Origin of the sequence: Geodermatophilus nigrescens (assembly GCF_900129495.1) — a bacterium.
Lineage (GTDB): Bacteria > Actinomycetota > Actinomycetes > Mycobacteriales > Geodermatophilaceae > Geodermatophilus > Geodermatophilus nigrescens.
Genome location: NZ_FQVX01000010.1, coordinates 1 through 26,229 on the forward strand (window position 1 = coordinate 1; position 26,229 = coordinate 26,229).

General features: G+C 74.7%; 23 protein-coding genes. 2 read left to right on the forward strand and 21 right to left on the reverse strand.

From position 1 onward, the window contains the following. Positions 1–131: 131 nt before the first annotated feature. From BUE37_RS22855 to BUE37_RS22935, 17 genes are all read right to left on the reverse strand, one after another. Positions 132–494: a response regulator gene (locus BUE37_RS22855; RefSeq protein ID WP_073422770.1), complete on the reverse strand. Its 363-nt coding sequence runs from the start codon at positions 492–494 to the stop codon at positions 132–134. Further along, positions 491–1,015, reverse strand: coding sequence for a chemotaxis protein CheX (locus BUE37_RS22860; RefSeq protein ID WP_073422771.1), 525 nt, complete (start codon positions 1,013–1,015; stop codon positions 491–493). Before BUE37_RS22860 ends, BUE37_RS22855 begins: the two co-directional genes overlap by 4 nt. Beyond that, entirely contained in the window at positions 1,012–1,401 is a 390-nt protein-coding gene (locus BUE37_RS22865; RefSeq protein WP_245794901.1) for a response regulator, read from the reverse strand. Before BUE37_RS22865 ends, BUE37_RS22860 begins: the two co-directional genes overlap by 4 nt. Next, the gene (locus tag BUE37_RS22870) at positions 1,398–2,222 is read right to left on the reverse strand and encodes a CheR family methyltransferase (RefSeq protein WP_073422772.1); all 825 of its coding nucleotides are present in this window, start codon (positions 2,220–2,222) and stop codon (positions 1,398–1,400) included. Before BUE37_RS22870 ends, BUE37_RS22865 begins: the two co-directional genes overlap by 4 nt. Further along, on the reverse strand, positions 2,219–3,358 hold the full coding sequence (locus tag BUE37_RS22875) for a protein-glutamate methylesterase/protein-glutamine glutaminase (protein ID WP_073422773.1): 1,140 nt from the start codon (positions 3,356–3,358) through the stop codon (positions 2,219–2,221). Before BUE37_RS22875 ends, BUE37_RS22870 begins: the two co-directional genes overlap by 4 nt. Before the next feature lie 702 nt (positions 3,359–4,060). Further along, complete coding sequence (locus BUE37_RS22880; RefSeq protein WP_073422774.1) at positions 4,061–4,951, reverse strand: hypothetical protein; 891 nt, start codon at positions 4,949–4,951, stop codon at positions 4,061–4,063. Between the two features lie 158 nt (positions 4,952–5,109). Beyond that, the gene (locus BUE37_RS22885) at positions 5,110–5,562 is read right to left on the reverse strand and encodes a chemotaxis protein CheW (protein ID WP_217651365.1); all 453 of its coding nucleotides are present in this window, start codon (positions 5,560–5,562) and stop codon (positions 5,110–5,112) included. Position 5,563: 1 nt separating this feature from the next. Next, the gene (locus tag BUE37_RS22890; RefSeq protein WP_073422775.1) at positions 5,564–7,960 is read right to left on the reverse strand and encodes a chemotaxis protein CheA; all 2,397 of its coding nucleotides are present in this window, start codon (positions 7,958–7,960) and stop codon (positions 5,564–5,566) included. 164 nt (positions 7,961–8,124) lie between these two features. Beyond that, positions 8,125–9,726 carry a methyl-accepting chemotaxis protein gene (locus tag BUE37_RS22895; protein WP_073422776.1) on the reverse strand — a complete coding sequence of 534 codons (1,602 nt, stop codon included), beginning with the start codon at positions 9,724–9,726 and terminating at the stop codon, positions 8,125–8,127. Positions 9,727–9,757: 31 nt separating this feature from the next. Continuing rightward, entirely contained in the window at positions 9,758–11,380 is a 1,623-nt protein-coding gene (locus BUE37_RS22900) for a methyl-accepting chemotaxis protein (protein ID WP_073422777.1), read from the reverse strand. Positions 11,381–11,755: 375 nt separating this feature from the next. Next, positions 11,756–13,378, reverse strand: a complete 1,623-nt coding sequence (locus BUE37_RS22905; protein WP_083629052.1) for a methyl-accepting chemotaxis protein — start codon at positions 13,376–13,378, stop codon at positions 11,756–11,758. Positions 13,379–13,448: 70 nt separating this feature from the next. Then, entirely contained in the window at positions 13,449–15,041 is a 1,593-nt protein-coding gene (locus BUE37_RS22910) for a methyl-accepting chemotaxis protein (protein WP_073422778.1), read from the reverse strand. Between the two features lie 294 nt (positions 15,042–15,335). After that, positions 15,336–16,085 (reverse strand): trehalose-phosphatase, encoded by a 750-nt coding sequence (gene otsB / locus BUE37_RS22915; protein ID WP_073422779.1) that lies wholly within the window; start codon positions 16,083–16,085, stop codon positions 15,336–15,338. Continuing rightward, positions 16,082–17,497 carry an alpha,alpha-trehalose-phosphate synthase (UDP-forming) gene (locus BUE37_RS22920; RefSeq protein WP_073422780.1) on the reverse strand — a complete coding sequence of 472 codons (1,416 nt, stop codon included), beginning with the start codon at positions 17,495–17,497 and terminating at the stop codon, positions 16,082–16,084. Before BUE37_RS22920 ends, otsB begins: the two co-directional genes overlap by 4 nt. Positions 17,498–17,547: 50 nt before the next feature. Continuing rightward, complete coding sequence (locus BUE37_RS22925; RefSeq protein ID WP_073422781.1) at positions 17,548–17,898, reverse strand: fluoride efflux transporter FluC; 351 nt, start codon at positions 17,896–17,898, stop codon at positions 17,548–17,550. After that, positions 17,895–18,281: a fluoride efflux transporter CrcB gene (gene crcB, locus BUE37_RS22930; RefSeq protein WP_073422782.1), complete on the reverse strand. Its 387-nt coding sequence runs from the start codon at positions 18,279–18,281 to the stop codon at positions 17,895–17,897. Before crcB ends, BUE37_RS22925 begins: the two co-directional genes overlap by 4 nt. 87 nt (positions 18,282–18,368) lie before the next feature. Continuing rightward, positions 18,369–19,397, reverse strand: coding sequence for a TerC family protein (locus BUE37_RS22935; RefSeq protein WP_073422783.1), 1,029 nt, complete (start codon positions 19,395–19,397; stop codon positions 18,369–18,371). 173 nt (positions 19,398–19,570) lie between these two features. On the opposite strand from BUE37_RS22935, the gene BUE37_RS22940 reads away from it, so the two are divergent. After that, a complete protein-coding gene (locus tag BUE37_RS22940) occupies positions 19,571–19,858 on the forward strand; it encodes a helix-turn-helix transcriptional regulator (RefSeq protein WP_083629054.1) in 288 nt (95 codons plus the stop codon). A gap of 7 nt (positions 19,859–19,865) precedes the next feature. Here BUE37_RS22940 and ngg read toward each other — a convergent pair whose 3' ends face one another. The 3 genes from ngg to BUE37_RS22955 form a co-directional block, all read right to left on the reverse strand. Then, positions 19,866–21,629, reverse strand: coding sequence for an N-acetylglutaminylglutamine synthetase (gene ngg, locus BUE37_RS22945; protein ID WP_073422785.1), 1,764 nt, complete (start codon positions 21,627–21,629; stop codon positions 19,866–19,868). Between the two features lie 10 nt (positions 21,630–21,639). Continuing rightward, on the reverse strand, positions 21,640–23,421 hold the full coding sequence (locus tag BUE37_RS22950) for an N-acetylglutaminylglutamine amidotransferase (protein WP_073422791.1): 1,782 nt from the start codon (positions 23,419–23,421) through the stop codon (positions 21,640–21,642). Positions 23,422–23,529: 108 nt separating this feature from the next. Beyond that, complete coding sequence (locus BUE37_RS22955; protein ID WP_073422786.1) at positions 23,530–25,017, reverse strand: S8 family serine peptidase; 1,488 nt, start codon at positions 25,015–25,017, stop codon at positions 23,530–23,532. 136 nt (positions 25,018–25,153) lie between these two features. Here BUE37_RS22955 and BUE37_RS22960 point away from each other — a divergent pair, with 136 nt between their 5' ends. Continuing rightward, positions 25,154–25,825 (forward strand): hypothetical protein, encoded by a 672-nt coding sequence (locus tag BUE37_RS22960; RefSeq protein ID WP_073422787.1) that lies wholly within the window; start codon positions 25,154–25,156, stop codon positions 25,823–25,825. Between the two features lie 22 nt (positions 25,826–25,847). Here the strand turns inward: BUE37_RS22960 and BUE37_RS22965 are convergent. Continuing rightward, positions 25,848–26,229: HNH endonuclease signature motif containing protein (locus BUE37_RS22965; RefSeq protein WP_139253110.1), on the reverse strand; the 382-nt coding region annotated here is incomplete at its 5' end.

Genomic DNA, 26,229 nt, shown 5'->3' on the forward strand with positions numbered 1-26,229 from the left:
GACCGAGACCGGGTCCTTATCGGTGGGCGTGACCGGGGCGCCCGGCGTCACCGAGACCGGCTTGCCGACCAGGCCCGAGAGCATGTCCTTGACGGCCTTGGCGTCCGGCAGGACGACCGTGAGCGGGGCGGTCATGCCAGCACCGCGTCGAGGTGCTCGGAGAAGGTGTCGGCGGTGAACGGCTTGGCGATGAGGAACAGCGCGCCGGCGTCGGCGGCCTTCTCCCGCATCTCGGCCGAGCCCTCCGAGGTGACGAACCCGAACGGCACCGAGGAGCCCGAGCCGCGCAGCGCCTGCAGGCACTCCAGGCCGGTCATGTTCGGCATGTTCCAGTCCGACAGGACCAGGTCGGGGCCCTCGGACTGCACCTTCTCGTAGGCGTCGCGGCCGTCCTCGGCCTCGACGATGTCGTGGTCGTCGTAACCGGCCTGCCGCAGGGTGCGGATGACGATCTGCCGCATGACGCGGCTGTCGTCGGCGACCAGGATCTTCACAGGGGCACCTCGTTCTCTTCCTCGGTGTGCAGGGGGGACTGCACGGAGACCGTGAGCGGCTGTCCGCGCCACAGGACGTCGACGCGGAGGGTGTCGGCTGGGGAGCCGGCGGGCGGGGTGGCGCCGACCTCGGGCAGGCCGAGGGCGGACGGTCCGGGGAGGACGGCCTTGACGTTGCCGCCCACCACGTTGGCGAGCTCGCCGAGGGCGTCGTCGACGTCCTCGTCCTCGAGCACCTCCGGGGCGTGCTCGCGCAGGAGCGCGCGGGTGAGCTCGACGGCGGTGTCGCGGCCGGTGGTGAGGACGACGGTGCCGGTCCAGGGGCCGGTGATGCCGACCCAGGAGCTCAGCGTGTCGGCCGGCAGCGGCGCCGGGAGCGGCACGAGCACCTCGTCCTCGCCGACGAGGGCGAGCCACGCCTGCTCGGTGATCTCGGTGACGGTGGCCTCGTCGATCAGTTCGGCGACGGCCGGCGGGCGGTCGCCGGCGCGGCGGCGCGGCCCGGCGTCGATCGCGGTCACAGGGAGACCTCCTGCGGGAGCAGGCCGAGCAGCGCGAGCTTGTCGCGGATGGCGTCGGCGGTGAACGGCTTGATGACGTACTCGTGGGCGCCGGCGGCCAACGCGCGCACGATCTGGCCGTGCTCGCTCTCGGAGGTGACCATCATGAGGGTCACCGCCCGCCAGGCCGGGTTCGTGCGGACGGCGTTGACGAACTGCAGTCCGTCCATCACCGGCATGTTCCAGTCGATGGTGCACAGGTCGGGCACCCAGCCCTCGTGGAGGACGTCGAGCGCCTCCTGGCCGTGCCCGGCCTGCCGCGTCTCGTAGCCGAACCCCTCGAGGGTCCCGGTCACGATGCGCCGCATGGCGCGGGAGTCGTCGATCACCAGAGCGCGCACGGTCATGCCCCCTTCAGCGGGCGGTAGGCGGAGGTCCGGCCGATGACGACGCGGCTCCAGGAGTCGTCGACGCCGAGGGTGGTCTCGGCGGCACCGAGGAACAGCCACCCGTCGGGGCGCATGAGCTCGCGCACCCGGCGGAGGATCGCCTGCTTGGTGGGCAGGTCGAAGTAGATGAGGACGTTGCGGAGGTAGACGACGTCGAACGGGCCCATCCGCGGCAGCGGGGCGGCCAGGTTGCACTCACGGGTGGCGACCATGCGGCGCAGGGTCGGCGAGACCTCCCACTCGCTGCCGGCCCGCTGGAAGTGGCGCACCAGCATCGGCGCGGGCAGCCCCCGGTTGACCTCGAGCTGGCTGAACCGGCCGGCGCGCGTGCGCTCGACCATCTCGCGGGAGATGTCGGTGGCGGTGATCGAGACCCGCGTCGCCGCGTTCGGCATCGCGTCCTCGAGCAGCATCGCGATCGTGTAGGCCTCCTGCCCGCTGGAGCAGGCGGCCGACCAGATCTGCAGCCGCTCGGCCGGGCCGCGCGCCGACTGCAGCGCCGGCAGCACGGTGGAGGTCAGCGCGGTGAACGGGTCGCCGTCGCGGAACCACGAGGTCTCGTTGGTGGTGAGCGCCTCGACGATCTGGCGGGTGTCGTCGGGCCGCGGGCGGCTGCGCACGGCGTCGACGAGCTGGTCGACGTCGGCCAGGCCCATCTTGCGGGCCAGCGGGAGGAGGCGGGCCTCGACGAGGTACTCCTTGCCGGGCGCGAGCACGATGGCGCTCTCCCGGTGCACCAGCTGGCGCACCCAGTCGAAGCGGGTGGCGGTGAGGGTCATCGGTGGGCTCCCGTCGCGAGGGTCAGGTGGGCGGGCTGCGGCGGGGTGCCGGGGAGGGCGCGGGCCTGCGCGGAGGCCAGGTGGCGGGTGATGGCCTCGGCCACGCGGTCGAGCGGGAGGACCTCGTCGGCGAGGCCGGCCTGGGTGACGGCGCCGGGCATGCCCCAGACGACGGAGGTGGCCTGGTCCTGCGCGATCACGGTGCCGCCGGCGTCGCGGATGACGGCCGCGCCGGCGCGGCCGTCGGACCCCATGCCGGTGAGCACCACCGACAGGACGGCGCCGTCGTAGGCGGCCACCGCGGAGCGGAACAGCGGGTCGACGGCGGGGCGGCAGAAGTTCTCCGGCGGGCCCTGGGACAGCATCGTGACGGCGCCGCGGCCGGTGCCGCGCACGGTCAGGTGGTGGTCGCCCGGGGCCAGGTGCACGGTGCCGGGCAGCAGCGGTGAGCCGTCGACGGCCTCGACGACGCGCAGGGCGCTCAGCCGGTCGAGGCGCTGGGCGAACTGCCGGGTGAACACCGGCGGCATGTGCTGCACCAGGAGCACGGGCACGGGCAGGGTCGCCGGCAGCGCGGGGACGACCTTGGCCAGCGCCTCGGGGCCGCCGGTGGACGAGCCGATCACCAGGACCGCGGGCGCCTTGTGCGGGGCGGTGCGCGGCGCCGGCGGGCGGGGGGCCACCGGGGCGGCGACCGGGCGGGCGGCGAGGCCGGGCAGGCCCACCGGACGCCCGGTGAGCGCCTTGATCTTGGGGATGAGCTGCTCGCGCACGCTCTCCATCGACTGCGCGACGCTGCCGACGTTCGCCGGCTTGGTGACGTAGTCGTTCGCGCCGGCCGAGAGGGCGTCGAGGGTGGCCGACGCACCCCGCTCGGTCAGCGTGCTGAACATGACGATCGGCACGCGGTTGCGGCGGGCGCGGATCGCGCGCACCGCCTCGATGCCGTTCATCTCCGGCATCTCGATGTCCATCGTGATCAGGTCGGGCTTGAGCGCGTCGACCTTGCCCTGGGCGAGCTTGCCGTTCACCGCCGTCCCGACGACCTCGATGGAGGGATCGGAGGACAGCACGTCCGTCACGATCTTGCGGACGACGACCGAGTCGTCGACCACCAGCACCCGGATCGGGTCCACACGTCCTCCTGCTCGGCCGGCAACGGCGGGGAGCCGTTCCTCGGGGTCTCGGCACCGCGGGAGAGGGGGTCAAGGTCACTTCCGGAGCTGATCCGGAACGGCCTCGGGCATCCCACCCGCATCGCCTGTCCCAGGAGTTGTCGGCCGCCCCACCCGTCGTGTTGACGCGTCCCGCGCAACCGTTACGGCGGTGGCGGGTCAGCGGCGGGCGGGCGTTCCCATGTCGACAGGGCCGCCGGCGGGCGGGGCGGTGGGCACGGCGCTGACCTGCGGCGGGGCGCCCGGGTCCACCGGACGGGGCATGTCTTGCCGGCGGTCACGGGGAGCCCGCGGGACGGCCGCCCACGACCCGGCCGCCGTCGTGATCATCGGATGCGTGCACGCCTGCCCGGCGTGTCCACGCGTGTCCCGTGCACGCAGCCGATGATCGACGCGGCGGGGCGCCGCCGGCCGCGAGATGCGGCTGGTTGCCGCCCGGCTCGGCGTGTCCGCGCGTGTCAGCGGCAACGAGCCGATGATCAATCGAGCCGAACGCCCATAGGCCGCCAATGGCCGGCCGCCGTCGTGATCATCGGATGCGTGCACGCCTGCCCGGCGTGTCCACGCGTGTCCCGTGCACGCAGCCGATGATCGACAGGGCGGCGGCGCAGGGCGGCAGCGCTGGGCGGCGCGGGGGGCCGGCGCGGGGGACCGGCGGCGGGGTCAGCGGCCGGTGACGCGGTGCCAGGGCGCCAGGAGGACGCCGAGGGCGCTGCTGTCGAGCAGGTCGCCCATCGCCACCCCCTGGACGACGCCGGCGAGGGCGTTCCACGAGCCGGAGGCGCCGTCGCGGGCGTCGAGACCGCCCGCGGCGAAGGCGCGGACGGCGAGCAGCTGGGCGGTGGCCAGCGCGCGGGTGCGGCCGGAGACGTGCGCGGCCCAGGACGCCTCGTGCATGGCCGTGGCCCACGGGCGCTGCTCGGGCCGGCCGTCGTCGACGGCGGCGCGCCAGCGGTCGCGGCCGCGGGCGTCCAGCGAGGAGAACGTGGCCAGCAGCGACGACAGCTCGGGCGTGGCCGGGCCGAGGTCGGCGCCGGCACCGCGCACGGCGGCGTCGGGGACCGCGGTGGCGAACGGCGTCACCAGCTCGCGGCGCACCAGCGGCGGCAGCACCCCGGCCGCCCACTCCCCCACCACGGCGTCGGCGAGCACCTCGGCGGCCCGCTCGCGCACCTCGGGGTCGGCCTCGGCGTAGGCGCGGTGCTCCGGGCCGAGCACGTCCTCGCGCAGCACCCGCTCCACGGCGGCGACCGTGCCGATGGTGCCGCGCTCGAGCTGGGTGACGAGGACGGCGGCGCGGTCGCCGGCCGACGGCGTCACCGAGCGCAGCTGCGGCACGGTCGCGGCGAGCTCGCGGGCGCGGCGCGAGCGCACGGCCAGGACGGCGCGCTGGTCGCGGTCGGCGTCGCGGGACCGGGCGCCGGCGGCGAGCGCGGTCAGCTCGGCGGGTCCGGCGGCGAGGCCGGTGAGCAGGACGTCGGCGGCGGCGCGGCCGCCGGGCAGGCGCACCAGGTCGAAGCCCAGCGTGGCGGCACTGACCAGCGTGTACGGCACGTCTCCCCCTCCGACGGCGCCGCCCGGGAAGGGGGCAGCGCGTCCAGGGTGGAGGTGATCACCCCGCGACGCCACGCGGCCGTCACCCGATCGCCGGAGGGGCGGTGGGCGACGGCCGCGTGTCGTGCTCCGTCAGGTGAACCGTCGGTGACTCTCAGTCACGCACCGACGGCCTTCTGCACGTCGAGGGCGAGCAGCAGCTGCCCGTCGAGCTTGTAGGCGCCGCGGATGAGCTCGCGGGCCTGGCCGTCGAGGGTGTCCGGCGGGGCCTCGAAGTCGGCCGCGTCGACGTCGACGACGTCGGCGATCGAGTCGACCAGCAGGCTCACCGCCTCGCCGTGCAGGCGCACGACGATGACGACGGCGTCGGTGTCGGCCGGGCGGGGCCGGCGGCCCAGGCGCTCGCGCAGCTCGATCGCGGTCACCACCTGCCCGCGCAGGTTGATCAGCCCGGCGACGGCCGGCGGCGCCAGCGGCACCCGGGTGAGCTTCTGGCTGCGCAGCACCTCCTGCACGTGCTCCACCTCGACGCCGTAGAGGTCGCCGTCGAGCCGGAAGGTGGCCAGCTGCCCGCTGGTGGCGCGGGCGGGGGTGTCGGTCGCGGTCGTCACGTCAGACCTCCAGCAGGGCGGACGGGGAGTGGTCGGTGGCGTAGAAGGCCGGGTCGGCCGCGAGGATCGCGGCGCGGACGTCGAGGAGCTCGGTCACCTTGTCGCCGAGGACGGCGGAGCCGAGCAGGCCCAGGTCGTCGATGTCGCTGCGGACGGCGGCCCCGCCGTCGACGATGTCGAGGATCTCCTCCACGACGATCGCGACGCTGCGGCCGTGGTCGCTGTAGACGATCACCTCGAGCACCTCGCGGTCGCTGGCGCCGTAGGCGCCCAGGTGCCGGTCGAGGCGGACGATCGGCAGGATCGCGCCGCGGTACTGCACGACCTCGCGGTTGCCGACCCGCTCGACGGACTCCGTGCGCACCTGCTCGAGGCGGGTGACGGTGTCCAGCGGGATGGCCACGCGCCGGCCCTCGCCGATCGCGGCGAGCAGCATCCGCTGCCGGTCGGTCTCGACGGCGACGGTGCGGGCCGCGGCCTCGCGGGCCTCCTGCCGCTCGGCGGTCTCGGTGCGCAGCGCCCGTCGGGCCAGCGCCTGGACGTCGAGGATGAGCGCGACGGCGCCGTCGCCGAGGACGGTGGCGCCGGAGTACAGGCCGATCGCCTTGAGCTGGCCGCCGACGGCCTTGACGACGATCTCCTCGGTGTTGATGACCCGGTCGACGACGAGGCCGAAGCGCCGGCCCTCCGAGCGCAGCACCGCGATGACGACGTGGCCGTCGTGCCGGTCGGAGGCCAGGCCCAGGACGTCGGTGAGCCGGACGAGGGGGAGCAGCTCGCCGCGCAGGCGGTAGACCGGCGCGCCGCCGACCTCCTCGACGGCGTTGGCGGCCTTCTCGGCGTCGAGGCTGACGAGCTCCTGCAGGCTGATCTGCGGGATGGCGTAGCGGTCGCCGGCGCACTCGACGGTGAGCGCCGGGACGATCGCCAGGGTCAGCGGGATGCGCAGCCGGCAGACGGTCCCGCGGCCCGGCTCGGACTCGACCTCGATCGTGCCGCCGATCGACTCGATGTTGGTCTTGACGACGTCCATGCCGACGCCGCGGCCGGAGACGTTGGTGACCGCGGCGGCGGTGGAGAAGCCGGGCGCGAAGATCATCTGCAGGACGTCCTGCGGACCCATGCGGGAGAGCTGGTCGGCGGTGACCAGGCCGCGCTCGACGGCCTTGGCGCCGATCTTGGCCGGGTCGATGCCGGCGCCGTCGTCGGCCACCTCGACGACGACCTGGCCGCTCTCGTGCCTCGCGCGCAGGGTCAGCACGCCCTCGGCGCGCTTGCCGGCGGCGCGACGGCGGTCGGGGGCCTCGATGCCGTGGTCGACGGAGTTGCGGACCAGGTGGGTCAGCGGGTCCTTGACCGCCTCGAGCAGCGTCTTGTCGAGCTCGGTGTCCTTGCCCTCCATCTCCAGGCGGACGGTCTTGCCGCACTGGATGCCGAGGTCGCGGACGACGCGGGGGAGCTTGGACCAGATGTGGTCGATCGGCTGCATGCGCGTCTTCATGACGCCCTCCTGCAGCTCGCTGGCGATGAGGTTGAGCCGCTGGGAGGCGCGCACCAGGTCGGTGTCGGTGGAGCGGCCCACGTACTGGACGATCTGGTTGCGGGTCAGCACCAGCTCGCCGACCAGCAGCATGAGCGAGTCGAGCAGGTCGACGTCGACGCGGATGGTCGAGTCGGCGACGGCGCGGCGGGCCTGCTGGCCGCCCTGGCCCTCGGCGCGCGCGGCGCCGGCGGGCTGGTCCTCGTGGTGGTCCTCGGCGGGGTGCTCGTCGGCCGGGTGCTCGTCGGCGTGCTCGTCGTGCGCGTCGTCGTGGGCCGGCTCGGCGGTGTCCTCGACGACGGCCTCCGCAGCGGCCTCGACGCCGGCCTCGACGGCGGCCTCGACCACGGCCTCGGCGGCCTCCAGGACGGCGGCCCCGGCGACGGGCTCGACGGCGACGGGCGCGGGGGCGGCCACGGGCTCGACGGCGGCCGGCGCGGCGACGGGCGCCGGAGCGGGGGCGGGCGCGGGGCGGTCCTCCATCGCGGCGCTGATCTCGGCGACGACGGCGGACACGTCCACGCCGCCCTCGCCGCCGGTGGCCTCGATCGAGGCGAGCAGCGAGCGCACCGTGTCGACCATCCGCAGCAGCACGCTGGTGCGCTCGGGGGTCAGCGCGAGGACGCCGTCGCGCAGCCGGGAGAGCATGTTCTCCCCGACGTGCGTGACCTCCTCGAGCCGCCCGAACGCCAGGAAGCCGCTGGTGCCCTTGATCGTGTGGATCGTGCGGAAGATGCTCGAGAGCCGCTCGCGGGAGTCGGGTTCTTGCTCGAGGGCGACCAGGTCCGTGTCGAGCTGGTCGAGGTTCTCGTGGCTCTCGACGAGGAACTCCTCGACGATGTCGTCCAGACCGTCCACCGCTTGCCTTCTCTCTCGCTGTCCGGGGCGGGTGCCCCGCTGGGTCTTCGACGTCGGCCCGGTCCGTGTTGAGGCGAACCCCGGGCGTCGCCGGTCGTCGGGTCGTGTCATCGGCAGTCCCGCGCCCGGAGCCGACCGTGCGCCGGCTCCGGGCGGGGCGTTGCTCAGTAGGTGAAGCGGGCGACGCTGGTGCGCAGGTCGGCGGCCATCCGGGACAGCTCGTCGACGGCGGTGCGCGTCTGGGTCAGCGCCTGGGTGGTGCTGTCGGCCGCGGAGGAGACGCCGGAGATGTTGTCGGCGATCTGGCCCGACCCCTGCGCGGCCTCCTGGACCGACCGGGACATCTCGTTCGTCGTCGCGGTCTGCTCCTCCACCGCCGAGGCGATGGTGGTCTGCCGGTCGGAGATCTGGGCGACGATCGAGCTGATCTCCCCGATCGCCGTCACCGCCGCGGTCGTGTCGCCCTGGATGGCCTGCACCCGGCGGGCGATGTCCTCGGTCGCCTTCGCGGTCTCCTGCGCCAGCTCCTTGACCTCGTTCGCGACCACGGCGAAGCCCTTGCCGGCCTCGCCGGCGCGGGCCGCCTCGATGGTGGCGTTGAGCGCGAGCAGGTTGGTCTGCTCGGCGATGCTCGTGATGACCTTGACGACGTTGCCGATCTCGGCGGAGGACTCGCCCAGCTTGGCGACCGTGGCGGTGGTGGTCTCCGCGGCGGTGACCGCGCGGGCCGCGACGGCCGAGGCCTCGGCGGCGTTGGTGGCGATCTCCCGGATCGAGGCGCCCATCTCCTCCGCACCCGCGGCGACGGTCTGCACGTTGCGGCTGACCTCCTCCGCGGCGCCCGACACGACGCCGGACTGCGCGGAGGTCTCCTCCGCCGACGCGGAGATCTGCGCGGCCGAGGCCGACAGCTCCTCGCTGGACGCGGCGACGGCGTCGGCGGCACCGACCACCGAGGACATGACGCCGCGCAGCGTCACCTGGGCGTCGCCCAGCGCGGCGGCCATGCGGCCGAGCTCGTCGCGGCCCCGCACGTCGGGGGTGACGGTCAGGTCGCCGGCGGCCAGCGCCTCGACCGAGGCCTGCACCGAGCGCACGGTGCCCACCAGGCGGCGCACGACGAGGAGGGTCAGCCCGCCGGCCAGGGCGATGCCGATCGCCAGCGAGGTCCACAGGGTCACGGTGGCCGAGGAGACGATGTCGACGGCGTCGTCGGTGTCGGTCTGGCCGGCGGCCACGCGCCGCTCCTGCATGGCGTTGTACTGGTCCATGATCGAGTCGGAGGCGTCCTGCAGCGGGCCGGTGACGACCGCGGCGGCCACGGGCAGCTGGCCGGCGTCGGCGGCCGGGAGCAGCTGGGTGTCGGCGACCGCGTAGTAGCCCTCGACGGTGGCGCGGAACTCCTCGAAGGCGGTCTTGTTGACCGTCACCTCGGCGTAGGCGTCGAGCTGGTTGTCGATGGTCTCGCGGCGCTCGGCCAGGTCGGCGCGCAGCTCCACGCGGGTCTGCGGGTCCACCAGGGCGTAGCTGTTGTAGCGCGAGCGGTCGCCCTGCCAGGAGCGCTGGATGTTGGCGAGGTCGGCGAGCCGGACGACGTTGTCGTTGATCCGGGCGGCGGCCGCCTCGACGGCCGACAGCCGGTTGACCGCGAGGACGGTCATGGCGACGGCGACGACCGCGAGGACGGCGACGGCGGCGCCGATCTTGACGGCGACCGGGCGGTCGGCGAACCAGCCGCCGGAACGGCCGGCACGGGTGGTGGACATGGGTGTGCTCCTGGGGTCTCGTGCCGGGGGATCAGTAGGTGAAGCGGGCGACGCTGGTGCGCAGGTCGGCGGCCATGCGGGAGAGCTCGTCGACGGCGACGCGGGTCTGCGACAGGGCCTGGGTGGTGCTGTCGGCGGCCGAGGAGACGCCGGAGATGTTGTCGGCGATCTGGCCGGAGCCCTGCGCGGCCTCCTGGACCGAGCGGCTCATCTCGTTCGTCGTCGCGGTCTGCTCCTCGACGGCGCTGGCGATGGTGGTCTGCCGGTCGGAGATCTGGGCGACGATCTGGGAGATCTCGCCGATGGCGCCCACCGCGGCGCCGGTGTCGGCCTGGATCGCCTGCACCCGGCGGGCGATGTCCTCCGTCGCCTTCGCGGTCTCCTGCGCCAGCTCCTTGACCTCGTTCGCGACCACGGCGAAGCCCTTGCCGGCCTCGCCCGCCCGCGCGGCCTCGATGGTCGCGTTGAGGGCCAGCAGGTTGGTCTGCTCGGCGATCGAGGTGATGACCTTGACGACGTTGCCGATCTCGGCCGAGGACTCGCCCAGCTTGGCGACGGTGGCGGTGGTGGTCTCCGCGGCGGTGACCGCGCGGGCGGCCACGGCCGAGGCCTCGGCCGCGTTGGTGGCGATCTCCCGGATCGAGGCGCCCATCTGCTCGGCGCCCGCGGCGACGGTCTGCACGTTGCGGGAGACCTCCTCGGCGGCGCCCGACACGACGCCGGACTGGGCCGAGGTCTCCTCGGCCGACGCCGAGATCTGCGCCGAGGACGCGCTGAGCTCCTCCGAGCTGGCCGCCACCGCGTCGGCCGCGCCGACCACGGAGGCCATCACGCCGCGCAGCTCGACGACCGCCGTGTCGAGCGCCTGGCCCATCCGCCCGAGCTCGTCGCGGGTGGTCAGCCCGGCGGCGCGGGTGAGGTCGCCGGCCGACAGGCCCTCGGCGACGTGCTGGACCCGCGCCACGCCGCGCGCCAGGCCCCGGGCGACGACCCAGCCCAGGCCGGCCGTGACCACGATGCCCGCGAGCATGAGGAGGAGGGCCAGCGTGCGCTGCGACTCGTAGTCGGCGCGGATGGCGGCAGCGGCCGCGGCGGCCTCCTCCATCTCCAGGTCGCGCAGCGCCTGGATGTCCTCGGTGAGCGAGGTGACCACGGGGGTCCCCTGGGCGTTGTTCGCCGCCATCCAGCCGGGCACGTCGTTGGCCAGCGCGAGGGGCGAGAGGACGGTGTCCTGGAACGTGGCGTAGTCGGCCATGGTGGCCTCGATCCCGTCCACGAGCTCCTGCCGCTGCGGGTCGAGGTCTCCCTGCGCGTAGGCCTCGAGCGCGGTGCCGAAGTCCTCGCGGAGCGCCTCGACGCCGGCCAGCGTCTCCTGGGTCTCCTGCGGGGTGGCGACCAGCAGCGCGTTGCGCGAGGCGACGCGGATGTCGCTCAGGATCCCGTCCACGTCGGCCGCGGCGACCGCGCCCTGGAGGTTCGCCTCGTACAGGGCGTCCGCGGAGTCGGCGGTGTGGCCGAGGGCCTGCAGACCGAGGAGCCCGACGGTGCCGGTCACGACCGCGCCGAGCGCCACGGTGCTCAGCACCTTGGTGGTGACGCCGCGGTCGCCCCACCAGGAGGTGCTGGTCGGGCGGGCGTCGGTCGGGTCGGTCATCGGGTCTCTCCACATCTCGTGTGCGGCGGCTGCTGGTCGCGCCGTCGCCGAGAAGAGTGGCGCATCGGAAAAGGAACTGACGCCGTCCGGAAATGGCGTGTCCGTAACGATCCGGAAACGGGCGGAATGATTGCGGAGCGCAACGGGTAGGACCATTCATCGCTCTTTGTCGACAATGCCCGAGAGGTCACCGGATCGCCCCCACGGACATGTCGACAAGGGCGTTTTGGCTGGTCGAAGCGGTGGTCATCGCATCGTCGCTGGTCGGCGCAACGTCACCGGCCCCGGAACCGGACGTCGAGGGACGACGACCGGGCCGGGGCCGGGAGGAATGGCGTCAGCGCGCGCCGGTGACCATTCTCAGAATGGTCGAGGTCACCAGGAGAAGCGGCCCACCGTGCTGCGCAGGTCGGCCGCCATGCGCGACAGTTCATCGACGGCGGTGCGCGTCTGGGTCAGCGCCTGCGTGGTCGAGTCCGCCGCCGTCGAGACGCCGGAGATGTTGTCGGCGATCTGACCCGACCCCTGCGCGGCCTCCTGGACCGAGCGGCTCATCTCGTTGGTCGTGGCCGTCTGCTCCTCCACCGCCGAGGCGATGGTGGTCTGCCGGTCGGAGATCTGCGCGACGATCGAGCTGATCTCCCCGATCGCCGTCACCGCCGCGGTGGTGTCGCCCTGGATCGCCTGCACGCGCCGCGCGATGTCCTCGGTCGCCTTCGCGGTCTCCTGCGCGAGCTCCTTGACCTCGTTGGCGACCACGGCGAAGCCCTTGCCCGCCTCGCCGGCGCGGGCCGCCTCGATGGTCGCGTTGAGGGCCAGCAGGTTGGTCTGCTCGGCGATCGAGGTGATCACCTTGACCACGTTGCCGATCTCCGCGGAGGACTCGCCGAGCTTGGCGACGGTCGCCGTCGTGGTCTCAGCCGCGGTCACGGCCCGCGCCGCCACCGCCGACGCCTCGGCCGCGTTCGTGGCGATCTCCCGGATCGAGGCGCCCATCTCCTCCGCACCCGCCGCGACGGTCTGCACGTTCCGAGAGACCTCCTCCGCGGCGCCCGACACCACGCCGGACTGCGCCGAGGTCTCCTCCGCCGACGCCGAGATCTGCGCGGCCGACGCCGACAGCTCCTCGCTGGACGCGGCCACCGCGTCCGCGGAGGCGGTCACGGACTCGAGCACGGCGCGGAGGGCGTCCTGCGCGGCGTCGAGCGCCTGGGCCGTGCGGCCGACCTCGTCGCGCCGGTCGACGCCGGTGCGGGTGCCGAGGTCGCCGGCGGCCAGGGCGGCGGCGACGTCCTGCACCCGGCGCAGCGGCCGCACGACCGAGCGGGCCACGAGGACGGCGCAGGCGGCGGCCAGCAGCAGCGCGACGACGCCGGTGACGCCCAGCAGCACGGTCGCGCGCTCCTGCGCGGCCTCCTGGTCGGCGCGCAGCGCGTCGGCCCGCTCGCTGGCCGACGTCTGCATCCGGTCGGCGAGGTCGAGGACCCGGCCGTAGCCCTCGCCGGCCTCACCGCCGTTGATGCTCTCCAGCGCGGCGGCGTAGCCCTCGCGGGTGCCGGTCGACAGCCAGGCGACGACCTGGTCGTCCCAGTGGAAGTAGTCGTCCCAGGCCGGCCGGAGCGCGGCGAACGCCTCCGCCTCGTCGGCGTCCATCGCCGCCGTGTCGACGTCGTCGAGCCAGGCGTAGACGGCGTCCCGGCTCTCCAGCAGGCCCGAGCGGTTGTAGGCGTCGGGGGCCAGGGCGACGGCGGGGCCGAAGGTGACGGCGTCGGCGACGACGAGGCCCTGCCAGCCGGTGACGTCGGCGATCTGGAAGCGCGCGGTCTCCGCCTCGGCCAGGACGGCGTCGGCCCGGCTGAGCTCCGCGGCGAGGTCGCGCTGCTCGGCCACCGCGGACAGGCCGGTGGCGGTGCTGACGGCGACCAGGGCGCCGACGGCCCCGAAGGCGAGCCCGAGCCGGCGGCCGATGCGCAGGTCGGAGAGGCGGGGCAGGTGCACGGGGGGAGACCTCTCGGGAGTGCAGCGCCCCGCCGCGGCCTGTGAGCACCGGCCGCGGCGGGGCGGGGGATCAGTGGGTGAAGCGGGCGACGCTGGTGCGCAGGCCGGCGGCCATCCGGGACAGCTCGTCGACGGCCATCCGGGTCTGGGACAGCGCCTGCGTGGTGGAGTCCGCGGCGGCCGAGACGCCGGAGATGTTGTCGGCGATCTGGCCGGAGCCCTGCGCGGCCTCGCTCACCGAGCGGGACATCTCCGCCGTGGTGGCGGTCTGCTCCTCGACCGCGGAGGCGATGGTGGTCTGGCGGTCGGAGATCTGGGCGACGATCGAGCTGATCTCGCCGATGGCCGAGACGGCGGCGCCGGTGTCCTTCTGGATCGCCTCGACGCGGCGGGCGATGTCCTCGGTGGCCTTGGCGGTCTCCTGCGCGAGCTCCTTGACCTCGTTGGCGACCACGGCGAAGCCCTTGCCCGCCTCGCCGGCGCGGGCGGCCTCGATGGTCGCGTTCAGCGCCAGCAGGTTGGTCTGCTCGGCGATCGAGGTGATCACCTTGACCACGTTGCCGATCTCAGCGGACGACTCGCCGAGCTTCGCCACGGTCGCGGTGGTGGTCTCGGCCGCGGTCACGGCGCGGGCGGCGACGGCGGACGCCTCGGCGGCGTTGGTGGCGATCTCCCGGATGGAGGCGCCCATCTGCTCCGCACCGGCGGCCACGGTCTGCACCGAGCGCGACACCTCGTCCGCGGCGCCGGCCACGACGCCGGACTGCGCGGACGTCTCGCCGGCGGAGGCGGAGATCTGCGCGGCCGACGCGGACAGCTCCTCGCTGGACGCGGCCACGGCGTCGGCGGAGGCGGCCACGGAGTCGAGGACCTCGCGCAGCCCGGCCTGGGCGCGGTCGAGGGCGTCGGCCATGCGGCCCACCTCGTCGCGGGAGGAGACCCCGGAGGCGTGCGTCAGGTCGCCCCGCGCCAGCGCCTCGAGCGAGGCCTGCACGCTGCGCACCGGCCGGATCACCGAGCGGGCGGTGAGCCAGCTCAGGACCGCCAGGAGCAGGAAGCCGAGGACGGCGACCACCATCGCGGTCGTCTCCCAGCGGCTGATCGTGTCCTCGAGCCCCGCGGCCGCCGCCTCGGCCTCCGCGGCGAGGGTGTCCTTGGCGGTGCCGACGGCGGCGTCGGTCAGGTCGTTGGCGACCTGGATGTCCTCCCAGCGCAGCCGCGCGCCGGCCTGGTCGGCGACCGCCGTGTTCACGAACGCGGTGATGGCGTCGGTGTAGTCGCCGTAGGTGTCCTGCAGCTCGGCCACGGCCGCCGCGCTGTCACCGGTCAGCTCGATGCCGGCCAGCTCGTCGAGCAGCGCCTCGGGGGTGGCGATGTCGTCGGCCAGCTCGGGCAGCTGCTCGGCCGGCACCGGGCGGACCAGCGCCTTGAAGCCGTCCACCTTGAGCTCGCTGGCCCGGGTGTCGAGCTGCAGCACCAGCTCCTGCGCGTCGTTGAGCGCCTGGGACCGTTCGTCTGCGTCGCGGACGGCGGCGTTGCCGAGCAGCGAGGCGCCCAGCAGCCCGCCCAGCGACAGCGTCCCGACGGCGACGAGCGCGCCGAACTTGACCGAGAGCGGGCGGTCGGCGAACCAGCCGCCGCTGCGGGGGGACGGGTCGGACACGGGGGCCTCCTGGGCTGCGTGCACGCGTCGACGGGGAGGTGGCGTGCGAGGAGAATGGTGCGACTCCAGCGACCGAGCGCCCGCGCTCGTCGGACGCCCACGGGCGGATCGTTGCGGACCCGGCGGTGACCGCCCGCAGCACCGTCGCCGAGTCGACGCCCGCCCGCGGTCACCGGCGGCCCCGGCGGGGCGCGCACGCGGGGGAGGGTCGCCGTGTCGACGCGGCAGGGCAGGGTGGGCGTCCCGGGGCCGGACGGTCACCCGGGCGCCCGGCGCGACGCGCCGCGGCGGAGGTCAGGCGAGCAGGTCGCCGAGCCGGCCGAGGACGCCGACGACGGCGTCCGGGTCGGCCACGCGGTGCGCCGCGGCGGTGGGGCCCTCGCCGACCTTGATGCCGACGTCGCCCGGGCCGAGGAGGCGGAAGACGTCCTCGTCGGTGAGGTCGTCGCCGAGGTAGACCACCGCGGCGGCGCCGAGCTCCTCGCGCAGGCGCTGCACGGCGCTGCCCTTGTCGGCGTCGACGAGGACGAGCTCGAGGACCGCCTTGCCCGGCTTCTTCGTCAGTGACGGATCCGCCGCCGCATCGGCGGCCGCCAGCAGTTCGGCGGCCGCGGCCGGGTCGGCGACCTGCCGCACGTGGACGGCGACGCTGACCGGCTTGACCTCCAGCCGCGCCCCGGGGACGGCGGCGACCAGCGGCGCCAGCACCTCGGCGAGCGCGTCGCGGCGGCCGGCGAGCTCGCCGGTGAGCGGGCCGCCGAACTCGGCGCCGTGGCTGCCGACCCAGCGGTAGGGGCCGGTGAGGCCGCTGACCCGCTGCAGGTCCTCGACGCCGCGCCCGCTCACCAGCGCGACGGTGACGTCGCCGCCCGCGGCGGCGACCCGCGCCAGCGCCTCGGCGATGCCGGGGGCGGGGACCGCCGCGGAGGGGTCGTCGACCAGCGGGGCGAACACGCCGTCGTAGTCCGACGCCACGAGCAGCGGTCGGCGGGCGGCCAGCGCGGCGAGCGCCCGGTCGAGGCCCGCGTCGGCGTCGGCGGTCACGCCTGCGCGCGCAGGGCGTCGAAGAACGACGTCGCCCAGTGGTCGAGGTCGTGCTTGGCCAGGTACCGGCGCATGACGCGCATGCGGCGGGCGCCCTCGGCGGGCTCGACCCGCAGCGCGCGCAGCAGCTGGTTCTTGACGCCCGTGATGTCGTGCGGGTTCACCAGGAACGCCTGCTTGAGCTCCGACGCGGCGCCGGCGAACTCCGACAGGACGAGGGTGCCGCCGAGGTCGGCGCGGGCGGCGACGTACTCCTTGGCCACCAGGTTCATGCCGTCGCGGTAGGGCGTCACGAGCATGACGTCGGCGGCGCGGTAGAGGGCGGCGAGCTCCTCGCGCGGCATCGACTGGTTGAAGTAGTGCACCGCCGGGCCGCCGATCGAGCCGAAGACGCCGTTGATGTGCCCGACCTGCTGCTCGATCGTCTCGCGCATGTGCACGTAGTGCTCGACGCGCTCCCGGCTGGGCGTGGCCACCTGCACCATGACGGTGCCGGGGGCCTCGACGACGCCGTCCTCCAGGAGCTCCTGGAAGGCGTTGAGCCGGACGCTGATGCCCTTGGTGTAGTCGAGCCGGTCGACGCCCAGGATCATCTTCTCGGGGTCGCCGAGCTCGGCGCGGATCTCCTTGGCGCGGGCCACGACCTCCGGCGAGCTCGCCAGCTCGTCGAAGGACGCGACGTCGATGGAGATCGGGAAGGCGCGGGCGGTGACCACCCGGCCGTCGTACTCGACGGTGGCGCCGCGGGTGGGCAGCTCGTGCAGACGCCGGGCGAGCTGGACGAAGTTGGCCGCCGCGCTGGGCAGCTGGAAGCCGACGAGGTCGGCGCCGAGCAGGCCCTCCACGATCGCCGAGCGCCACGGGAGCTGGGTGAACAGCTCGTAGGGCGGGAACGGGATGTGCAGGAAGAAGCCGATGGTCAGGTCGGGGCGGCGCTGGCGGAGCATCGCCGGCACCAGCTGCAGCTGGTAGTCGTGCACCCACACGATCGCGCCCTCGGCGGCGACCTCGGCGGCCCGGTCGGCGAAGCGCTTGTTGACCTGCACGTAGGTGTCCCACCACGTGCGGTGGTACTCCGGCTTCTCGACCACGTCGTGGTACAGCGGCCACAGCGAGGCGTTGGACATGCCCTCGTAGTAGCGGTCGACCTCCTCCTCGGAGAGCTCGACCGGGACGAGCGAGATGCCGCCGGACTCGAAGGGCTCGGGCGCCTCGCCGGCTGATCCGGACCAGCCCACCCAGGCGCCGCCGCGGCCGGCGACGAAGGGCTCCAGGGCGGTGACCAGGCCGCCGGGGGAGCGCTGCCAGCGCGTCGTCCCGTCCGGGTCGGTGACCTGGTCGACCGGCAGCCGGTTGGCGACGACGACGACCGGGCTGTCCGCCTGCACGTCTCCCGCGTCGCTCCCGGCCATACCGAGGCGACCCTATCCAGACGGCGCCGGACCGGCACCCGCAGGGGCGGTCAGCGGGCCAGCAGCCAGCCCGCCGCGGCCGCCCCCAGGGCGAGCACCAGGGTGGCCGCCAGGTACGCCGCGGCGCGGGCGACGGCGCGCTCCTCGACCATCCGGACGACGTCGAGCCCGGAGCTCGAGAAGGTGGTCAGGGTGCCGCAGAACCCGGTGCCGACCAGTGCGAGCACCGGCGCCGGGACGTCGCCGAGCCCGAGCAGCACCCCGAGCAGCGCCGAGCCGGCGACGTTGACGGCGAGCGTGCCGAGCGCCGGGTCGCGCCCGCCGCGGGCGGCCAGCCGCGTGGCGAGCAGGCGCAGCGGGGCACCGGCCACGGCGCCCGCGACGACCAGCAGCGGCGTCACCGGGCCGCCGTCCGCAGCGCTCTGCGCACGGCGGTGACGCCGGCCGCGACGGCCAGCACCCCGCCGACGACGGAGGTGAGCACGTAGCCGCCCGCCGTGGCGAGCGCGCCGGCGTCGGTCAGGGCGACGACCTCGACGGCGAACGCCGAGTACGTCGTGTAGCCGCCCAGGACGCCGACGGCGAGGAACGGCCGGGCCCACGCGGGCTCGGGGTCCCGGGTGGCCAGGACGCCGGCGAGCACGCCGATGAGCAGGCACCCGGTGAGGTTCACCAGCAGCGTGGCCCACGGCCAGCCGCCGGCGGGGGAGGGGAGCGCCGCGGCCACGCCCCACCGCGCGAGCGCGCCGATCGCCCCGCCGAGCGCGGCCAGCAGATAGGTCACCGGTCCCCCGAGGCAGTGGAAGCTCTACCCACGTCCTGGCGCCCAGGACGTGGGTAGAGCTTCCTATGCCTGGTCCCCGCGGGACGGTCAGGCGGGGGTGCGCGCCCGCCCGCGGCGCCGCCACAGCGGCTCCACCGCGGCCAGCTCCTCCTCGGTGGCCGTCCGGAACGGCGGCTCGGCCGGCGCCTCGACGGCGCGGCGGCCCTGCCCGCGGGTGGCGCGCAGGCTGGCCCACACCGAGACGGCGAGGATCGTGGTGATCACCGCGAGGCTCACCGTGGTCGGCACGTAGAAGAGGTCGACCTTGAGCAGCATCTTCACGCCCACCCACATCAGCACCAGCGCCAGGCCGGTTTTCAGGTACACGAAGCGGTGGATCAGGTCGGCGAGCAGGAAGTACATCGCCCGCAGGCCGAGGATCGCGAAGGCGTTGGCGGTGAAGACGAGGAACGGCTCGTCGGTGACGGCGAAGATCGCCGGGATCGAGTCGACGGCGAAGACGACGTCGGTGACCTCGACGAGGACCAGAACCGCCAGCAGGGGAGTGGCGAGCAGGACGCCGCCGCGCCGGACCAGGAACCGCTGGCCGTGGTACGCGTCGGTCATCGGCACCAGGCGGCGGAACAGCCGCAGGGTGCGCGAGCGCGACGGGTCGACGTGCTCGTCGCGCTGCCGGAGCATCCGCCAGCCGGTGACGAGCAGGAACGCGGCGAACAGGTACAGCACCCAGGAAAAGTTCTCGATCAGGGCCGCGCCGCCGGCGATGAACGCTCCGCGCAGCACGAGCGCGCCGAGCACGCCGTAGAACAGCACCCGGTGCTGGTACTCCCGCGGCACGGCGAAGAAGGTGAAGACGATCGCCCAGACGAAGACGTTGTCGACGGCGAGCGACTTCTCGATCAGGTAGCCGGCGTAGTACTGCTGGCCGTACTCGGCGCCGTACGCGGCCCACACCCAGGCGCCGAACCCGACGCCGAGCGCCACCCACACCGCCGACCACGCGGCGGCCTCGCGCACGCCGATCACGTGCGCCCGGCGGTGGGCGAACAGGTCGACGGCGAGCATGGCGACGATGACGCCGAGCACGGCGAGCCAGAGCCAGAAGGGGACGTCCACGAGCAGGCCTCCAGTCGGTGGTTCCCAACCGGAGGTCTCTCCCGGCCCGCACGGGGCCCGCTCCGCCGGACCCCGCCCGAGGGGCCGTACTGACGACGGGAGCGTGTGGGGATACTCCCCTCCCGAGACCAGTGAAGCAGGGTTCACCTGTTCCCGCCACCCGGAGGAGCCCCGTGAGCGACGAGCGGCCGTCCTGGACGTTCCTCACCAACCACGGCCACGTGCTGCTCGCCGTCGCCGTCGACCCCGACGCCCGGGTGGCCGACGTCGCGGCGCGGGTGGGCATCAGCACCCGCGCGACCCTCGGCATCCTCGCCGACCTGGAGGAGGCCGGGTACGTCACCCGCGCCCGCCGCGGCCGGCGCACCCACTACGAGGTGCGGCCGCACCGCCCGTTCCGCCACCCCGCCACGGCGCACCGCGACGTCGACGGGCTGCTCGCCCTCTTCCGGCCGGACTGAGCCCGGATCAGCGGCGGCGGGTCTCGGGGAAGAGCAGGTCGACGAAGCGCGCGGCGGTCGGCCGCGGCTCGTGGTTGGCCAGCCCGGGCCGCTCGTTGGCCTCGACGAACACCGCGTCGGGGCCCTCGACGTCGGGCACCAGGAAGTCGATGCCGGTGACCGGGATGCCGATGGCGCGGCTCGCCCGGATCGCCGCCTGCGCGATCTCGGGGTGCAGCCGGTCGGTGACGTCGTCGATGGTGCCGCCGGTGTGCAGGTTCGCCGTCCGCCGCACCCGCAGCCGCTCGCCGTGGGGGAGGACGTCGTCCATCGACCGCCCGGCCGCGCGGACGACGTCGGCGGTGACGTCGTCGAGCGGGATGCGCGACTCCCCGCCGGTGGCGCGCTCGCGGCGCCGGCTGGTCTCGCGGACCAGCTCGGTGACCGTGCGGCGGCCGTCGCCGACCACCTCGGCGGGCCGGCGCACCGCGGCGGCGACCACCTCGTGGTCGATGACCACCACGCGCAGGTCCTCGCCGGGCACGAGCTCCTCCGCCAGCACGTCGGGGCAGAAGAGCCGGGCTGCGGCCACGGCCCGCTCGAGCTGCTCCTCGTCGGTGACGCCGACGCTGATGCCCTTGCCCTGCTCGCCGCGGGCGGGCTTGACGACCAGCTCGCCGGCCTCGGCGAGCAGCTCCAGCGCGGGCCCCAGGTCGCCCTCGGGGACGGCGACGCCGCGGGGCACCCGAACCCCGGCGGCCTCGACGATGCGGCGGGTCACCCGCTTGTCGTCGCAGCGGCTCATGGCGACGGCGGTGGTGAACTCCGACAGCGACTCGCGGGTGAGCACCCGCCGGCCGCCGAGCGACAGCCGCATCTCGCCGAACTCGGCGTCGGTCACCTCGACGCGGATACCGCGGCGCAGCGCCTCGTCGGCGATGATCCGCGCGTAGGGGTTGAGCTGCTGCAGGCCCGGCGGGCGGGCGGCGAACAGCGGGGTGTTGATCGGGTTCTTGCGCTTGACGCAGACGGCGGGCACCCGGGCGAAGCCGAGCTTGCGGTACAGCGCGATCGCACCGGAGTTGTCGTGCATGACCGAGAGGTCGACGTAGGAGCGGCCGCGGCCGACGTAGCGCTCGGCGAGCACCCGCACCAGCGCCTCCCCGGTGCCGGCGGGGGCGTCCTGCGCGTCGACGGCGAGGCACCACAGGCTGGTGCCGCCCTCCGGGTCGCCGTAGGCCAGCACGTGGTCGACGCCGGTGACGGTGCCGACGATCTCGCCGGTGCGCCGGTCCTCGGCGACCAGGTAGGTGAAGCAGCGGGTCCGGTGGTTGGCCCACATGGTCTCCGGGTCGCCGGTGACCATGCGGTTGCGGGCGTAGATCCGGTTGATCGCCTGCATCTCCTCCAGCGCGGTCACCGTGCGCACGAAGACGCCGCGGATGAGCTCGGGCCGGGGCCGGTAGCGGTACAGGTCGAGCCGGTAGGTGTAGCTGGGGTCGATGAACAGCTCGTCCGGCGCCAGGCCCACCAGGACGTGCGGGTCGCGGGCGTAGACGCAGATGTCGCGCTGCCCGGTCCCCTCGGCCCGCAGGGCGGTGAGGATGTCGCGCATCTCGGCGAAGGTCTGGCCGAACACCAGCCGGCCCCACGCCAGGTCGAGGACGACGTCGGTGTCCATGCCCTCGAGCTCGTGCTCGGAGGGCTTGGCCCAGGAACGCCGGGTCAGGTCGGGGGTGGGGCCGGCCGCCGACGGACGGCGGCGCAGCCCCGCGAGCCGCGGAGGAGCCACGGGGTGCCCCTCAGACCCCGTGGTTCTGCAGCCACAGCTCCAGGAGCCCGAGTTGCCACAGCTTGTTGCCCCGCAGCGGCGTCAGCTCGCCGTTCGGGTCGTCCAGCAGCCGCGAGACGTACTCCGGCCGGAACAGCGCCCGCTCGCGCGCCGCCTCGCTGGACAGCGCGTCCTTCACCAGGCCGAGGACCTTGCCCTCGAGGTGGGTGATCGCCGGCACCGGGAAGTAGCCCTTGGGCCGGTCGATCACCTCCGGCGGGATGATCCGGCGGCCGATGGCCTTGAGCACGCCCTTGCCGCCGTCGGCGAGCTTGAGCTCCGGCGGGCACAGCGCCGCCAGCTCGACCAGGTCGTGGTCGAGGAAGGGCACGCGGGCCTCCAGGCCCCACGCCATGGACATGTTGTCCACCCGCTTGACCGGGTCGTCGACGAGCATGACCTCGCTGTCGAGGCGCAGGGCGGCGTCGACGGCGGTCTGCGCGCCCGGCCGGGACATGTGGTCGCGGACGAACTCCAGGCTCGGGTCGCCGTCGAGGGCGTACCGCTCCCCGACCAGCGCGCGCATGTCCTGCGCCCCCCGGTCGAAGAAGGCCGCGGCGTAGCGCTCGACGGCCTCCTCGCGGTCGACGTCGGCCAGCGGCGGGTACCAGTGGTAGCCCGCGAACACCTCGTCGGCGCCCTGCCCGGACTGCACCACGCGGATCGTCTGGCTGACCCGCTCCGACAGCAGGTCGAAGGCGACGACGTCGTGGCTGACCATCGGCTCGGCCATCGCGCCGATCGCGTGGCCGAGGGCCGCGGCGAGCTCGTCGGAGGACACCCGGATGCGGTGGTGGTCAGTGCCGAACCGCTCGGCGATGACGTCGGAGTAGCGGAACTCGTCGCCCGCGTGCCCGCCGACGGTCTCGAAGCCGATCGAGTAGGTGGCGAGGTCGCTCTGCCCCTCCTGGGCGAGCAGGCCCACGATCAGGCTGGAGTCCAGCCCGCCGGACAGCAGCACGCCGACCGGGATGTCGGAGACCAGGCGGCGGCGGACGGCGACCCGCAGCGCCTCCTCGATCGCGTCCTCCCAGTCCCGGTCCGACCAGCCGGAGTGCTCGGCGCGCCGCTCGTAGGTGGGCTCCCAGTAGCGGTGCTCGCGGCTGGTGCCGTCGGCCTCGATGACCCGCACGGTGGCCGGCGGCAGCTTGCGGACGCCGTTGAGGAGCGTGCGCGGCGCGGGGACGACGGCGTGCCAGGTCAGGTAGTGGTGCAGCGCGACCGGGTCGATGGAGGTGTCGACGTCGCCGGCGCGCAGCAGGGCCGGGAGCGACGAAGCGAAGCGCAGGCGGCCCGGCGTCTCGGACAGGTAGAGCGGCTTGATGCCCAGCCGGTCGCGGGCCATGACGACCCGGCCGGTGTCCCGCTCGTGGATGACCACGACGAACATGCCGTGCAGGTGGTCGACGAAGTCGACGCCCCAGTGGTGGTAGCCCTTGAGCAGCACCTCGGTGTCGCTGGTGGAGAAGAACCGGTAGCCGTGGCCCTCGAGCTCGGCGCGCAGTTCCTTGTAGTCGTAGATGCAGCCGTTGAAGACCGCCTCGAGCCCGAGCTCGCTGTCGACCATCGGCTGGGAGCCGCTGGCCGAGAGGTCGATGACCGACAGCCGCCGGTGACCGAACGCCACCCGGCCGGCGCTCCACTGGCCCTGGCCGTCCGGCCCGCGGGGGACCAGCGCCTCGACCATCCGCGCCACCGCGGTGGTGTCGGCCAGGGAGCCGTCGAACCTGATCTCGCCGGAGAGGCCGCACATGGCGTCCATCCAACCCCGGGCCGACGGGCTCCGCTAACGGGGTCGGTGCAGTTCACAGGAAGGTCACACGGCCCGGTTCCACGTGGAACCGGGCCGTGCGGCCTCCGGCTAGGCGGTGAGTGCGGTGACCGCGGCGACGACGTCGACCAGGCCGGTGCCCTTGTCGTACGACGTCGTCCGGCCGCCGGCGGCGGTGTAGGCCGCGCCGTCGGCGTAGCGGTACGCGGTCGAGGTCAGCGCCGCCTCGATCTCCGCGGGGGTCGCCGTCGGGTCGGCCTGGAACAGCTGGGCGACGATGCCGGCCACGTGCGGCGCGGCCATCGACGTCCCGCTGATGGTGTTGAAGGTGCCGACGTCGAGCAGCCCCGGGCCGTTGCGCGGGTCGAACCCGGTGGAGCAGATCGGCAGCGTCGGCCGGCAGGACGACGTGATGCCGTCCCCCGGCGCGGAGAGGTCCGGCCAGGTGGAGGGGTCGGCCGCGGCGCCGCGGGAGGAGAACCCGCTCACCGCGCCGTCGCGGGTGCCGGTGCCCCGGTCGTCGTAGGAGGCCACGCTGATGATCCCGCCGGTCGGGTCCTGGCCGGGCGGATTGGTGAGCGACGCCGCGCCGTCGCCGCCGTCGTTGCCGGCCGCCCACACGGTGACGACACCCTCGGCGGCCAGCGCCCGCTGCAGCTTCACGGTGGCGCTCTGCGGGTCGAACGCGCCGCCACCGGAGGGCCCGTAGGAGTTGTTGGTGACCCGGATGGGCGGGCAGACGTCGGCGGGGACGCCCTCGCCGCACGGCTGCTCGTGGTTCTCCAGCACCCAGTTGAGCGCCGAGTCGGCGCCGACAATGAGCAGCGCGGCGCCGGTGGAGACCGACACCAGGCTCGCGCCGGGTGCGGCGCCCTGCAGCCGGCCGCCGTCGGCCAGCGTGGTGGGACGTCCGGCGACGATGCCGCTGACGTGCGTGCCGTGGCCGCCGACGGAGAGCGTGTCGGTGTCGAGGACGCCCGGCACCGGGACGACGCAGTCCGGCGTCGTGGTCGTCTCCAGCAGGCACAGGCTCTTGAGGCTCGCGACGACGGCGCTGCCGCCGTCGGGGTCGCGGAAGTACGGGTGCGTGGGGTCGATGCCGCTGTCGATGACGGCGACGGAGACGCCGCTGCCGTCGAGGGGCTGCCCGTCCGCGCCGGTGAGCGTGGCGACCGCCTCGGCGCCGCGGGTGGCGGTGTTCGACGTCTCCTGGCTGAACGCGATGGGCGCGTTGCCCTCGAGGTAGGTGACGCCCGGCTGCGACCGGGCCGCCTCGACCTGGGCGGCGGTGCCGCGGGCGACGACGACGCCGATCCGCTCGAACTCGGTCACCGCGCGCATCCCGGTCGCGGCGACCGCGGCACGGGCGGCCCGCGCGTCGGTGCCGTGCACGAGCACCGTGGCAGGGGCGGCGGCGCGCAGGCCGGTGAGCTGGTCGGCCAGGAAGTCCTGGACGGGCGCGAGCGGCGCGGGGGCGGCCTGGGCGGGGGCGGTCCGGGCGGGGGTCGCGAGCAGCGCGCCGGCGAGCAGCGCGGCCAGGCTCCCTCCCCCGAGGACGCGGCGGGTCGACCGGGTCATGGGCACTCCTCGTCGAGTGTCGGGCGGTGTGCCCTGACCGAACGAGGCGCCGCCGGGTGGGTCACGCCCGCGCGGCCTCCGGGCGTGTCGGCGGGCCCGCGGGCGGCCGTCCTGCGCCGTCGGTCAGGGTGGGCGCGTGTACGAGGACCCGGCGGGGGAGTCGCCCTGGGCGATGCAGCTGGTGGCGCGCGTGGAGCGGACGTCGCCGCCGTCCCGGTCCGCGGTGTGCGCGGCGGCCGCCGTGGCGGTGGTGCGGCTGCTCGGCGACGAGCGGGCGGGGGAGGGCGGCGAGTGGTCGGCGTCGGTCCGGCGCTGGACCGACGGCGCGATCCGCAAGCACTGCCGCCGGGCCCGTGGGGTGGCCTGGGAGCGGGCCGGGGCGTTGCCGGGGGTGACCGCCTCGGTGGCCGGCGCGCAGGTGCGGGCCCTCGTGCCGACCGCGCTCGACGCGCTGCCCCGGGACGTCGCGAAGCTGCAGCTGACGGGCAGCGAGCTCGACGACCCGGACGCGCTCCCGGTCGTCGACCCGGTGCCCGGCGGCCCGCTCGTCGTCTCGGTCTGCCCGGAGCCGTTCCTGCCGCTGGGCAAGGCGGCCGCCGCGTGCGGGCACGCCGCGCAGCTGTCGGCGCTGTGGATGCCGGCCCGCCGGCTGGAGGCGTGGGCGGCGGCCGGGTACCCGGTGGCGGTGGAGCACCCCGACGTCGCGCGGTGGGCGCGGCTGCGCGCGGCGGCCCCGGTGGCGGTCGTGGACGCCGGGTTCACCGTGGTCGAGCCGGGCACGACGACCGCCCTGGCCCGCTGGGCGTAGCGGGCACCCGGCGGGCGGCGCGTCAGAACGGTGGCGGGTCGTCGGCCCGGGCGGCCGGTGGGGGTGTCCCGATCGCGCCGGGTGGTGGGTCTCGCTCCGGTGGTGGGCGCATGCCCGGTGGGCGGGTGGTGCGGGTGATGCCCGACGGGGTGGTCACCGTCAGGACTCCGTCCGGGCTCATGGCGAATCGCCAGCCTCGGGCGAAGGTCTTGAGGCGGTGGTGGCTGCGGCACAGGCAGCAGAGGTTGGCGCAGTCGGTCTTGCCGCCGGATGCGTGGGGGATGACGTGGTCGGCGTCGGCCCAGCCGGCGCGCTGGCCGCAGGTGGGGAAGCGGCAGGTGCGGTCGCGGGTGCGCACGAACCGCTGCTGCGGCCGGGTGGGCGTGTAGCGGTCGGTGGGCTCG

Excerpts from the sequence above, each read along its gene's own strand:
- BUE37_RS22865 (WP_245794901.1), bottom strand. The coding sequence starts at position 1,401 with ATGACCGTGCGCGCTCTGGTGATCGACGACTCCCGCGCCATGCGGCGC.
- BUE37_RS22870 (WP_073422772.1), bottom strand. The coding sequence starts at position 2,222 with ATGACCCTCACCGCCACCCGCTTCGACTGGGTGCGCCAGCTGGTGCAC.
- BUE37_RS22895 (WP_073422776.1), bottom strand. The coding sequence starts at position 9,726 with ATGTCCACCACCCGTGCCGGCCGTTCCGGCGGCTGGTTCGCCGACCGC.
- BUE37_RS22900 (WP_073422777.1), bottom strand. The coding sequence starts at position 11,380 with ATGACCGACCCGACCGACGCCCGCCCGACCAGCACCTCCTGGTGGGGC.
- BUE37_RS22920 (WP_073422780.1), bottom strand. The coding sequence starts at position 17,497 with ATGGCCGGGAGCGACGCGGGAGACGTGCAGGCGGACAGCCCGGTCGTC.
- BUE37_RS22950 (WP_073422791.1), bottom strand. The coding sequence starts at position 23,421 with ATGTGCGGCCTCTCCGGCGAGATCAGGTTCGACGGCTCCCTGGCCGAC.
- BUE37_RS22955 (WP_073422786.1), bottom strand. The coding sequence starts at position 25,017 with ATGACCCGGTCGACCCGCCGCGTCCTCGGGGGAGGGAGCCTGGCCGCG.